The organism is Caloramator mitchellensis (assembly GCF_001440545.1).
Classification (GTDB): domain Bacteria; phylum Bacillota; class Clostridia; order Clostridiales; family Caloramatoraceae; genus Caloramator; species Caloramator mitchellensis.
This window is the reverse complement of record NZ_LKHP01000008.1, coordinates 35,175-47,255: the sequence shown is the minus strand read 5'-3', so window position 1 is coordinate 47,255 and position 12,081 is coordinate 35,175. Positions and strand designations below refer to the sequence as shown.

At 31.6% G+C, this 12,081-nt stretch carries 12 protein-coding genes; 11 read left to right on the top strand and 1 reads right to left on the bottom strand.

The features are described from left to right. Positions 1 to 83 precede the first annotated feature (83 nt). Complete coding sequence (gene ychF / locus ABG79_RS07780) at positions 84 to 1,181, bottom strand: redox-regulated ATPase YchF (RefSeq protein ID WP_057978845.1); 1,098 nt, start codon at positions 1,179 to 1,181, stop codon at positions 84 to 86. Positions 1,182 to 1,429: 248 nt separating this feature from the next. Here ychF and ABG79_RS12260 point away from each other — a divergent pair, with 248 nt between their 5' ends. From ABG79_RS12260 to ABG79_RS07730, 11 genes are all read left to right on the top strand, one after another. Further along, entirely contained in the window at positions 1,430 to 1,597 is a 168-nt protein-coding gene (locus ABG79_RS12260) for an aspartyl-phosphate phosphatase Spo0E family protein (protein ID WP_083490375.1), read from the top strand. A 239-nt stretch (positions 1,598 to 1,836) separates the two neighbouring features. Then, a complete protein-coding gene (gene mraZ, locus ABG79_RS07775) occupies positions 1,837 to 2,265 on the top strand; it encodes a division/cell wall cluster transcriptional repressor MraZ (RefSeq protein WP_057978843.1) in 429 nt (142 codons plus the stop codon). An 18-nt stretch (positions 2,266 to 2,283) separates the two neighbouring features. Continuing rightward, a complete protein-coding gene (rsmH, locus tag ABG79_RS07770) occupies positions 2,284 to 3,213 on the top strand; it encodes a 16S rRNA (cytosine(1402)-N(4))-methyltransferase RsmH (protein WP_057978841.1) in 930 nt (309 codons plus the stop codon). A gap of 34 nt (positions 3,214 to 3,247) precedes the next feature. Beyond that, positions 3,248 to 3,706, top strand: a complete 459-nt coding sequence (locus ABG79_RS07765) for a septum formation initiator family protein (protein ID WP_152978226.1) — start codon at positions 3,248 to 3,250, stop codon at positions 3,704 to 3,706. Positions 3,707 to 3,717: 11 nt separating this feature from the next. Then, on the top strand, positions 3,718 to 5,874 hold the full coding sequence (locus tag ABG79_RS07760; protein ID WP_057978836.1) for a stage V sporulation protein D: 2,157 nt from the start codon (positions 3,718 to 3,720) through the stop codon (positions 5,872 to 5,874). A gap of 85 nt (positions 5,875 to 5,959) precedes the next feature. Then, entirely contained in the window at positions 5,960 to 7,399 is a 1,440-nt protein-coding gene (locus tag ABG79_RS07755) for a UDP-N-acetylmuramoyl-L-alanyl-D-glutamate--2,6-diaminopimelate ligase (RefSeq protein WP_057978835.1), read from the top strand. Between the two features lie 33 nt (positions 7,400 to 7,432). After that, positions 7,433 to 8,392: a phospho-N-acetylmuramoyl-pentapeptide-transferase gene (mraY, locus tag ABG79_RS07750; RefSeq protein WP_057978833.1), complete on the top strand. Its 960-nt coding sequence runs from the start codon at positions 7,433 to 7,435 to the stop codon at positions 8,390 to 8,392. 9 nt (positions 8,393 to 8,401) lie between these two features. Then, entirely contained in the window at positions 8,402 to 9,490 is a 1,089-nt protein-coding gene (spoVE, locus tag ABG79_RS07745; protein ID WP_057978831.1) for a stage V sporulation protein E, read from the top strand. Positions 9,491 to 9,504: 14 nt separating this feature from the next. Continuing rightward, positions 9,505 to 10,608 carry an undecaprenyldiphospho-muramoylpentapeptide beta-N-acetylglucosaminyltransferase gene (gene murG / locus ABG79_RS07740; protein WP_057978829.1) on the top strand — a complete coding sequence of 368 codons (1,104 nt, stop codon included), beginning with the start codon at positions 9,505 to 9,507 and terminating at the stop codon, positions 10,606 to 10,608. A gap of 5 nt (positions 10,609 to 10,613) precedes the next feature. Continuing rightward, the gene (locus ABG79_RS07735; RefSeq protein WP_057978827.1) at positions 10,614 to 11,357 is read left to right on the top strand and encodes a cell division protein FtsQ/DivIB; all 744 of its coding nucleotides are present in this window, start codon (positions 10,614 to 10,616) and stop codon (positions 11,355 to 11,357) included. Between the two features lie 13 nt (positions 11,358 to 11,370). Further along, the gene (locus ABG79_RS07730; protein WP_057978825.1) at positions 11,371 to 12,078 is read left to right on the top strand and encodes a DUF881 domain-containing protein; all 708 of its coding nucleotides are present in this window, start codon (positions 11,371 to 11,373) and stop codon (positions 12,076 to 12,078) included. Positions 12,079 to 12,081 lie beyond the last annotated feature (3 nt).

Sequence of the window (12,081 nt, the reverse complement as noted above, 5' to 3'; positions counted from 1 at the left end):
ATCCCCATGAAATCAGCATTCATGGGGATTTAAGGTTCCAATATGTTTTATAAAAATAATGTAATAATTTTGATGGAACATTTTTATACATTAAATCTAAAGACTACAACATCTCCGTCTTTCATGATGTATTCTTTTCCTTCAAGTCTAATTAGTCCTTTTTCCTTTGCGGTGACTTCTGAGCCTGCAGCAATTAAATCTTCAAAAGATATTACTTCCGCTCTGATGAACCCTCTTTCAATATCTGAGTGAATTTTTCCAGCTGCTTGAGGGGCTTTAGTTCCTTCTTTAATGGTCCAAGCTCTAACTTCCTTTGGACCAGCCGTAAGAAAACTAATTAAACCTAATAATCTATAACTAGCCTTTATAAGTTTGTGGAGTCCAGGTTCATCAAGGCCGTAGCTTTGTAAGAATTCCTTTTTTTCTTCACCTTCTAAAACTGAAATTTCTTCTTCTATTTTTGCAGAAATCACAACGACTTCTGAGTTTTCAGATGCTGCATATTCTTCTACCTTTTTAACGTATATGTTTTCCATATTACCGCTTAAAAGGTTATCCTCAGATATATTGCAAGCGTAAAGAACAGGTTTCGATGTCAAAAGGAAAAACTGTTTAATGAGTTCTTCTTCTTCTTGGCTCATTGCTAAAGTCCTTGCTGGTTTTCCTGACTCTAGATGCGAATACAACCTTTCCATGAAATTAAGCTCTTCCTGGGCTTTTTTATCACCAGATCTAGCAGCCTTTTTAGTTTTATCCATTCTTCTTTCTAATACTTCTAAATCAGAAAAAACAAGTTCTAAATTTATTGTTTCTATGTCTCTGATAGGATCAATTGACCCTTCAACATGCACAATGTTTGAATCTTCAAAACATCTAACGACATGAACTATTGCTGAAACTTCTCTTATATGTGATAAAAATTTATTACCTAACCCTTCACCTTTGCTTGCGCCTTTAACAAGTCCTGCGATATCATAAAATTCTATAACTGCTGGAGTTACCTTTTCAGGATTATACATCTGTGCAAGTTTATCTAATCTTTCATCTGGAACTGCTACTACGCCGACGTTAGGCTCTATGGTGCAGAATGGATAATTTGCACACTCAGCTCCAGCTTGAGTAATTGCATTAAACAATGTGCTTTTGCCTACATTAGGCAAACCTACTATACCAAGCTTCATATCAATTCTTCCTTTCCTAATTTACTTTTTTAACATTAAGATTATACATTATCATAAGACTTTCTTCAAGTAAAGCAAAAAAATGATTTCTGTGTAAAAAAGATAGATGAAAAATAAATAAATTGAAAAAATATGGAAAAAGAAAGTGCAAAAGTAAAATTAATAAAGCTTCTTGACAAAAAATAACAGATATTGTAATATTAATATATCACCACTTTCCACTCACAAAATGCAATGGTGGTGATATTATGGCAAATGCTGAAATAGAAATTATGAGATCTAAATTATATGATTACTTAAATTCGAATGCTGACTATGATATTATTATTCAGATTAGCCAGGAACTTGATAAGTTGATTTATGATTTTTATTTGAATAAGTATTTTTGGTTAAGTAAAGAAAAAAATGACAATTAATGTAAAAAGTTAACTGTTTTTCAGTTAACTTTTTTGTTTTTTCATCAATGTTTTAAAGACTGAAATAATTAAATAACTCCCAAATTCTAATGTCATATATTAATTCATGAGATACTTATTTGTGATATAAAAAATTAAATAAATTTTTTAAAAATATAGCAGGAAATTTAAAAATGATATAGAATTATATATGTAGTGGTGGAAAGTGGAGTAAAGTGGTTAAGGTGGGATTATAATTTATGTTTATCGGTGAATATCATCATGCTCTTGATAATAAGAATAGAATAATCGTCCCATCAAAATTTAGAGAGCAACTAGGAAACAAGTTTGTAATGACTAAAGGGCTAGATGGATGCCTTTATGCTTATCCTATGGAAGAGTGGAGAAAATTAGAGGATAAGCTTAAGTCTTTACCATTAACTAATAAAGATGCAAGAGCATTTGTAAGATTTATGTTTTCAGGGGCAGCAGAAATAGAAATCGATAAACAAGGTAGAGCGTTAATCCCGCAAAATTTATTAGAATATGCGGCAATTAATAAGGAAATAGTAAGTATAGGAGTATTAAGTAGGATAGAAATATGGAGCAAGGATAAGTGGAAAGAATATAACGAGAAGAATATTGATTTTAACGAAATAGCTGAAAAGATGTCAGAGCTGGGAATATAGTAGAAAAAGGTGAAATATATGGAGTTTAAACATTATTCAGTAATGCTTAATGAATGTATTGAAGGACTAAATATTAAGGAAGATGGTATTTATGTAGATGGAACAATGGGAGGCGCAGGACACTCTATTGAAATTGCTAAACACTTAACAACCGGTGAACTCATCGGTATTGATCAGGACATGGATGCTTTAAATGCCTCGATGGAAAGATTAAAAGATTTTAATAATGTTAAGTTTATACATAATAATTTTTCAAAGATTAAATCGATATTAGAAGATTTGAAAATTGAGAAAGTTGATGGAATTTTACTTGATTTAGGGGTTTCATCATATCAATTAGACAATCCAGATAGAGGCTTTAGCTATATGCATAATGCAAAGCTTGATATGAGGATGAATAAAGATGACGACTTAACTGCATGGGATGTAGTTAATGGGTATTCAAAAGAAGATTTAATTAGAATATTAAAGGAATATGGTGAAGAAAAATTTGCATCTAAAATAGCAGATTTAATTATAAAGAGGAGAAAAATAAAAAATATTAATACAACATACGAACTTGTTGATATTATTAAGGATGCTATACCAGTTAAAGCTCGAAGAGAAGGAGGGCATCCGGCTAAAAGGGTTTTTCAGGCAATACGTATAGAAGTTAACAAAGAACTAGAAATATTAGAAAGCGCAGTAAATGATTGCGTAGATGTTTTAAGTTCAGAAGGAAGAATTTGTATTATTACATTTCACTCGCTTGAAGATAGAATAGTCAAAAATGTTTTTAGAAAAAGAGAAAATCCTTGTGTATGTCCACCTAATTTTCCTGTTTGCACGTGTGGTAATATTGCAGACTTAAGAGTTATAACAAAAAAGCCTATTCTTCCATCAGAAGAGGAACTAAAAGAAAATTCAAGATCAAAAAGTGCTAAACTAAGAATTGCCGAAAAAATATAAGTTCTAAACTGGTTGAGGGGTGAATAAATTGATAATGGCAAATAACAAAAACTATGTTCAGGGAACTGCTGCATATAAATTACCAAATAAAGTCGAAATTTCTGAAAATAAATTATTAAAGCAAAACAAGGTTAGAAGACCAAAACCAAAGGAAAAAAAATTCTTGAGTATAGTTATTGCAGTTTCTATTTTGTCAATTTTTACATTGGCTAGGTATGCTAATATATTGAAATTAAATGCTGAAATAAGAAGTATAAAAAAGGAAATTAAAATGCTACAGGACGAAAATGAAAATATAAATGTTCAAATTGCTGGATTAAATAAAATTAGAGAAGTAGACAAATTAGCAGTTGAGAAATATGGGATGATTATTCCCCATCCAAGTGATGTTAAATATGTAGATGTAAAACCGCTAGATCTTGAGGCTAATGATGAAAAAGAAGAAAAAGTAGGATTAGGATATTTATTTAAGTTGCTTGGACTAATTTATTAGGGGGTATTTAATTGTCAAGTCAAAAGACCACATTAACTAATAAAAAAAGAGCTGTTTTTCTTTTAGCAATTATATTTTTAATGCAATTAGGTATAGTTTTAAGATTTGCATATATTCAAATTATATGGTCTCCTGAACTGCAGAAATGGGCTTATGAACAATGGACTCATGATATAAAAATTGATGCAAAACGAGGTAGAATATTAGATAGAAATGGTAATCCACTTGCTGTAAGTGGTAATGTAGAAAGAGTAGATGCTTTTATGAAGGATGTGCACGACGCTGTTGAAGAAAAAAAGTTTACTTTAGAGCAGTATGCAGAAAAGTTATCACAAATACTAGGAATGAGCAAAGAATCGGTCCTAGCAAAACTTAACAAAAAACTACCTAATGGTCAGCCAGTTGCTAGTGTAATTATTGCAAGAAGAATTGAAAAAGAACAAGGGAATAAGATTAGAGAGTTAGAATTGCCAGGGATAGTTGTTTCTGAGGATACAAAGAGATATTATCCAAATGGCAATTTTTTAGCACATGTTTTAGGAAACACTGATATAGACGGAAACGGTAGAGCAGGTTTAGAGTTTTATTATAATGATGAGCTAAAGGGAGTCCCAGGAAGATTTATGGGTGAAACTGACAAGTTTGTTAGAGAGTTACCATTTAGATTAGCAAGTTATGTTCCTCCACAAAATGGTAATGATATAGTTTTAACAATTGATGAATATATTCAATACTACACTGAAAAGGCTATAGAAAAGGGACTTCAGGAGTATAAAGCAAAACAAATCACTGCTATTGTTATGGATCCCAAAACTGGCGAAATACTTGCTATGGCGAATAAACCTGACTATGACCCAAACACACCAGTAAAGGGGGATGTTCAGGAATCAGTTAAGTCATGGAAAAATAGGGCTGTTAACGATAGCTTTGAACCTGGTTCAGTTTTAAAAATATTGACGGCAGCAGCTGCAATCTCTGAAGGAATTGTAGATTCAAATGATAAGTTCGTTTGTAATGGTTCAATAAAAGTTGCCAATAGAATAATAAGATGTTGGAAAACAACAGGACATGGTATTCAAAATTTTACGAACATATTAGAAAATTCTTGTAATGTTGGATTTGTCATGCTGGGTGAAAAGCTTGGAAAAGAAAAGCTGCATAAATATTTTAATATCTTCAATTTAGGCAAAAAGACTGGGATAGACTTTCCAGGGGAAGCTAAAGGACAAGTAAGAGATGTAAGTCAGGTTAAATCTGTTGAATTAGCTACAGAATCATTTGGACAGGGTATTTCAGTAACGCCAATACAATTTATTTCAATACTGGGAGCAATAGCAAATAATGGAAAGATGATGCAACCACATCTTGTAAAAAGAATAATTAACACAGATGATGAAGGAAATACAAAGGTGATTGAGGATATTCATCCCAAATTATTAAGACAAACTATTTCTCAGGAAAATGCCAAAAAGCTTTTATTAATGCTTGAAAGCGTTGTCAAAAATGGGGCTGCTAAAAAGGCATATATTGATGGTTATAGAATCGGAGGTAAAACAGGAACAGCTCAAAAGGTTATTGACGGTAAATATGCTCCAGGAAAATATATTTCCTCCTTTGCTGCGATTGCCCCTATTGATGATCCGAAAGTAGTAGTTTTTGTATCAATAGATGAACCAGACCCATCAAACTATTATGCTGGTAGCACAGCAGCACCACTAACAAAGTCACTTCTCGAGGATATATTAAGATACCTTAATATTCAGCCTAATTTAGTTAGTAATTTACAACCTAAGGAGGTCATGATACCTGAGGTTAGAGGGAAATCAGTTGATGAGGCTATAGGAATATTGAAGACAAAGAAAATAGACTATGAAATTCAGGGCAATGGTAATATCATTTATGACATTAGTCCTAAACCAGGTATTATAGTTAAGGAGAACACAAAGATAACTCTTTATCTTGGAACAAATGTTAACAAAAAGCCAATAGTTGTTGTTCCTGATTTTATGGGAATGACAAAAAAGGAAATACTTGATATTGCAAATAGTATAGGAATTAGTATAGAATTTCTTGGTGATGGTATAGCTTCGTCACAGGACGTTTCCCCATATACCGAAGTTAATAAAGGAACTACTGTAAAAGTAATACTTGAGATTCCAGAAGATTAAAGCGGAAGTCAATGTCAAAGGTCGAAGAATATTCTTTGACTATTGACATGGCTCCGTTTTTCATTGTTAAAATGGAGGTATTAATATGAAAATTAGTGATTTATTAAAAGGATTGAATGATTATACTTTGTCAGGCAATGATTATAATATTACAAACATTAATTATAACAGTAGAAATGTCACTGACAATGGCTTATTCTTTTGTATTGAAGGGTTTTCAGCAGATGGACATACATTTGCTAAAGAAGCAGTTCAAAATGGTGCTGTTGCTTTAGTTGTTAGTAAAGACGTTGATGTTGATAAAAAAGTTACTATTATAAAAGTTAAAGACACGAGAAAAGCAATGGCGTTGATTTCTGCAAATTTTTATGGAAATCCATTAAATAGCTTAAAGGTTATTGGAATAACAGGAACAAATGGAAAAACAACATCTACATTTATGATGAAAAGCATATTAGATGCTGCTGGATTTAAAACGGGATTAATTGGAACAATTTTCAATGTGTTTGGGGATCAAATGGAGGTAGCAAAAAGGACAACACCTGAATCAATGGATTTACAGCGAAATTTCAAAAAAATGGTAGACGAAGGCGTTGAATACTGCATAATGGAAGTATCTTCTCATTCACTTGAACTCAAAAGAGTCTATGGAATAAATTTTGAGGTTGGGATTTTTACAAATTTAACACAGGACCATCTTGACTTTCACAAAACAATGGAAAATTATTTTAATGCCAAGTTAAAGCTTTTTTATACATCAAAAAATGCTATAATTAATCTAGACGATGATTATGGTTTAAAATTGGTAGAACTAATAAATGAAAGAAAGACTACCTATGCGATTGATGCAATGGCCGATGTTATGGCAAAAGAAATAATTATTTCTGATGAGGGAACAAAATATAAGCTTTATTACAATTCAGATGAAATAGATATCAATTTACATATGCCCGGAAAGTTTAATGTATATAATTCGCTTGGATGTGCTGCTGCGGCTATTTCAATAGGAATAGACTTGGAGACAATTAAATTAGGACTTGAAAATTTAAAATTTGTTCCTGGGAGAAGTGAGAAGATAAATTCTAAAAGGGGCTTTACAGTTATAATTGATTATGCACATACTCCTGATGGTATTGAAAACATTTTAAAATCAACAAGAGAATATACTAAGGGAAAATTAATTGCTTTATTTGGAGCTGGCGGTGATAGAGATAAATCAAAAAGACCTAAAATGGGATTTGCAGCAGGAAAAATTGCGGATTTTTGTATAATTACATCAGATAATCCACGCTCAGAGGAACCTGAAAAAATTATAGAAGATATTATGCTGGGTATATATGAAACTGGATGCGAATATAAAGTCATTGTAGATAGAAAAGATGCTATTAAGTATGCATTAGAAATTGCAAGAGAAGGAGATGTAATAGTTATAGCAGGTAAAGGACATGAGACATATCAAATACTTAAGGATAAAACTATCGAATTTGACGAAAAAAAAATAATTAATGAGCTTTTAAACGAATGAATTGATTAGACTTAAAGGAAGAGGGGAAATAAAATGCAAATTACAATATATTCTACAATAGTTTCTTTTTTAGTTGCCTTATTATTAGGGCCTATTGTAATACCTGCATTAAGGAAGTTTAAGTTTGGACAGAGCATAAGGGATGAAGGACCTAGAACTCATTTTGCAAAGGCTGGAACTCCAACAATGGGAGGATTGATATTCATTATCAGCTTACTTTTAACTTCATTAGTTGTATCACAAAGAATAACTGGTGCACTTTTTATAGCTCTTTTAACTACAGTAGGATTTGGTTTTATTGGTTTATTAGATGATAGCATAAAAATAATCAAGAAAAGAAACTTAGGGTTAAGAGCATACCAAAAAATAATAGGGCAGCTAACTTTTGCAATTATTTTAACAATATATGCATATAAAAATCCCCTAATAGGGAGCGGAGTTCATGTCCCTTTTACTAATATAATTTTTGACCTTGGAATCTGGTATATACCGTTTATGATTTTTGTAATAGTTGGAACAACAAATGCTGTTAATTTAACCGATGGTTTAGATGGATTAGCTTCATCTGTAACTTTGATTGTTTCTGTTTTCTTTGCAGTAGTTACCTATGGACTTGGAAAAACTGATCTGTCAATATTTTGCGGAGCACTTGCAGGTGGTTTATTGGGATTTTTAAAATTTAATTCTTATCCTGCAGAGGTATTCATGGGTGATACAGGGTCTCTTGCTCTAGGAGGAGCGATATCGGCTCTTGCTGTTCTACTTAAAATGCCATTTATCATAGTAATAGTAGGTGGAATTTATGTTATAGAAACATTATCAGTTATTATTCAAGTTATTTCATTTAAAATGACAGGAAGAAGAGTTTTTAAAATGGCACCACTACATCACCATTTTGAACAAAAGGGAAATCATGAAACTAAAATAGTAGCATGGTTTGTGATAATAACAGCTGTTCTTTGTTTAATAGGATTCTTATCAATTAGTTTATAGGAGGGCCTTATGAGCAAAAAGCGTCCCTATGATTTTATTTTGTTTGCAGTTATAATAGTTTTGTTAGCATTTGGAATCAATATGGTTTTTAGCGCTAGCATGTATATAGATAAAGAACTTTATAGAGATAGTTTTTATCATTTTAAAAAGCAAGCTGTATGGGCAGGTCTTGGATTAATTGCAATGTTTTTTACCTCGAAAATAGATTACAAGATATATAAGAATAGAAAAATTATAGCATTTGGTATGATAGTTACAATTGTGCTATTGGTTATAGTTTTGTTCTTACCTGCAGTTAAGGGAGCAAAAAGATGGATTGGAATCGGGAGTTTTGGGATACAGCCATCAGAGCTAGCTAAACTAATGCTTGTTATCTATACAGCAGACAATCTCAGTAGAAAGGGAGACAAAGTAAAAAAATTTACTAAAGGTGTGGTTCCGATTCTTTTAGTAGCAGGTCTTTTTGCTGGTCTAATTATAGCAGAACCTAATATGAGCACATCAGTTATAATAGTTGCAACAGCATTTGCAATGCTATTTGTATCAGGAGCGGAATTCTGGCATTTAGCTCTGCTATTTTTATCAGGAGTTGGATTAGGTGTTGTAGGAATATTAGCAGCTTCATATAGGTTCAGAAGATTTACTGCCTTTTTAAATCCTTGGGCTGACCCTCTCGGCGACGGATATCAAGCTATACAATCATTATATGCGCTTGGAGCTGGAGGTTTGTTTGGAGTTGGTTTTGGACAATCGAGGCAAAAAAACTATTATATTCCTGAAGCTCAAAATGACTTTATCTTTTCAATAATAGGTGAAGAATTAGGTTTTATTGGAGTTTTTTTTGTGATATTATTATTTACAATACTAGTATGGAGAGGTATTAAAATAGCATTAAATTGTAAAGATAAATTTGGGACATTATTAGCAACTGGTATAACATCATTATTGGCTATACAGACTAGCATCAATTTCCTAGTTGTTTCATCATCAATGCCTGTAACAGGGGTTACATTGCCATTAATTAGTTATGGGGGTTCATCGCTGGTGTTTACACTTGCATCGCTAGGAATTTTATTAAACATATCAAGAGATTCTTAGAATGGAGTGATTAAATGAGAATAATAATCTCAGGTGGAGGAACGGGTGGACATATATACCCAGGAATTGCCATAGCAAAGAAAATACAAGAATATAATCCTGAAGCAAAAATCATCTTTGTAGGTAGTGAAAATGGACTTGAAAAAAAACTTGTTCCTCATGAGGGATTTGAAATTAGATTTATTTCTGTTGAAGGATTAAATAAAAAAATAAGCCTAAAAACTTTTTCAGCACTGAAAAATGTGTTTAAGGGATTCGTTCAATCAATAGACATAGTAAAAGACTTTAAACCGGATATCGTTATTGGAACTGGTGGATATGTCTGTGGACCTATTGTTCTAGCTGCATCGTTAAGGGGAATACCGACAATTATTCATGAACAGAACGCCTTTCCAGGAATGACTAACAAATTGCTTGCACATTTTGTTAATAAAATAGCAATAACATTTAAGGAAACTGAAAAATATTTTCCAAAGAACAAAGTTGTTTTTACGGGTAATCCAATAAGAGAGAGCATAATAATAAAAAAAGAAAAAGCTGATAAATCTTATTGGGGATTGAGTGTTGATAAACCGATGCTCTTAGTTGTAGGTGGAAGCAGAGGTGCTACTAGAATAAATGACACAATTGTAGAAATTATACCTAAATTAATCCAAAATGACATACAATTGTTATTTGTTACAGGTGAAAAAGAATATGATAAAATAATTAAAAGGATTGAAAAAATGGATATACAAAGTGACAGGAGAATAGTTATTAAGCCTTATTTGTTTAATATTGATATGGCACTAAATTCTGCAGACCTAATCATCAGCAGAGCAGGGGCAACAATAATTTCAGAAATTACTGCTTTAGGCATACCGTCTATATTAATTCCATCTCCAAATGTTGCTAATAATCATCAGGAATACAATGCTCTTGCGTTGGAGCAGAATGGAGCTGCAATAGTCATTAAAGAGAGTCAATTGGAAACTAATGTCTTTGCTGATCAGGTAATTAATTTAATCCTTAATAAAGAAAAATTAAGCAAGATGTCTTCAAATGCAAAAAAATTAGCAGTTTTAGATGCTACTGATAAGATTTATGATATAATTACAGAATTAACCAACAAAGGATGATTTGTATGAGTCATACTGAAAAATATAAATTTGGTAACAGAAACAAATTCAAGGCTGTGAAATTGTTAATATTATTGGTTTTTGTTTTTTTTCTTTTTGCAATAGCTTTAAAATCAAGTTTTTTTAATATTGTTACGATAAATGTTACTGGAAACATTTTTTTGTCGAAGGAGGAAGTTGTTTTACTTTCTCAGTTAAAGGGGAAAAATATATTTTTAATTAACAAGGGAAAGACTGAAGAACTAATTAAAAATAATCCATATGTAGAAGATGTGATAATTGATAGACGACTGCCTTCCTCTGTTAATGTAAATGTAATTGAAAAAAAGATAAGAGGTGTTATTAAAGTCGAAAATTCATTTATTAATATTGACGATAAGGGTAAAATGGTTCAGATATTGGATAAATTTCCAAATAATAAGTTGTTAATGATAGAGGGGACAAAATCTAATCAGTATTATCCAGGAGTTAATGTTTTTCAAGATGAAAAACTACAAAGTTGTCTAATAGAAGTTTTGAAAATTTCACAGATTAACAATAAACTTGGAGTTGTTAAAGTAAATATGAATAACCCTGAAGATATTATTTTAGAGACTAAAAGCGGAATAAAAATTCATATTGGGAATTATATGAATTTAGATTATAAGCTTGGATATGCTTATTCAATTATGACTAATCCTTCGGTTAGAGGCCAGAAGGGGATAATTGAACTCCATTCGGATGGAGTAGCAGTATTTAAGAAGAATTGAAAGGAGATAAAGTATGAAACATAGGTCCTCTCAAGTTTGGATTGGAATTATTTGTATTATATTAGGTTTTATGATTAGTTATCAATTTAAATATACTAAAAGTCCACGATATAAATATTCGTCAAGACAATTTGAGAATCTTGTAAAAGAAGCTGAGGATTTAAAAAAGCAAAGGGATGAGCTTCAAAAAAAACTTAATGAAACACAGGCTAGGATTGAAGAAATTGAAAAGTCAGTAACAAGCTCAAGTAAAATAGCTAGTCAGTTAAAAGAAGAAATAGACAGTTTAAGATTTTTATCAGGACTGACAGATTTGGAGGGTCCTGGAATAGAAATAACAATAACTCCGATAAACGATATCGCTAACAAGCAAGCTTCTCAGGTTTATTATAAGGATATAATTGATATTGTTAATGAATTAAATTCTGCAGGTGCAGAAGCTATTTCGATTAACGATGAACGCTATGTAGGAAGAACACAAATAAGGCAGGCAGGCCTTTCAATTAAAATTAACGATAGCAAATTTAATCCAGGACAGCCATTTGTAATAAAAGCTATAGGAGATCCTTCAATTCTTGAAGGTGCTTTTAAAATGCCTGATAGCGTCATTGAATTGTTAAGGAAATTAGGCGGATTTGATATAAAAATAGTCAGATCTGAAAATATAAAAATATTAAAATACAACAAATTGCTTGAATACAAATACGTTAAGAGAAAGTAGGTG

Excerpts from the sequence above, each read along its gene's own strand:
- ychF (WP_057978845.1), bottom strand. The coding sequence starts at position 1,181 with ATGAAGCTTGGTATAGTAGGTTTGCCTAATGTAGGCAAAAGCACATTG.
- ABG79_RS12260 (WP_083490375.1), top strand. The coding sequence starts at position 1,430 with ATGGCAAATGCTGAAATAGAAATTATGAGATCTAAATTATATGATTAC.
- mraZ (WP_057978843.1), top strand. The coding sequence starts at position 1,837 with ATGTTTATCGGTGAATATCATCATGCTCTTGATAATAAGAATAGAATA.
- rsmH (WP_057978841.1), top strand. The coding sequence starts at position 2,284 with ATGGAGTTTAAACATTATTCAGTAATGCTTAATGAATGTATTGAAGGA.
- ABG79_RS07765 (WP_152978226.1), top strand. The coding sequence starts at position 3,248 with ATGGCAAATAACAAAAACTATGTTCAGGGAACTGCTGCATATAAATTA.
- ABG79_RS07755 (WP_057978835.1), top strand. The coding sequence starts at position 5,960 with ATGAAAATTAGTGATTTATTAAAAGGATTGAATGATTATACTTTGTCA.
- mraY (WP_057978833.1), top strand. The coding sequence starts at position 7,433 with ATGCAAATTACAATATATTCTACAATAGTTTCTTTTTTAGTTGCCTTA.
- spoVE (WP_057978831.1), top strand. The coding sequence starts at position 8,402 with ATGAGCAAAAAGCGTCCCTATGATTTTATTTTGTTTGCAGTTATAATA.
- murG (WP_057978829.1), top strand. The coding sequence starts at position 9,505 with ATGAGAATAATAATCTCAGGTGGAGGAACGGGTGGACATATATACCCA.
- ABG79_RS07735 (WP_057978827.1), top strand. The coding sequence starts at position 10,614 with ATGAGTCATACTGAAAAATATAAATTTGGTAACAGAAACAAATTCAAG.
- ABG79_RS07730 (WP_057978825.1), top strand. The coding sequence starts at position 11,371 with ATGAAACATAGGTCCTCTCAAGTTTGGATTGGAATTATTTGTATTATA.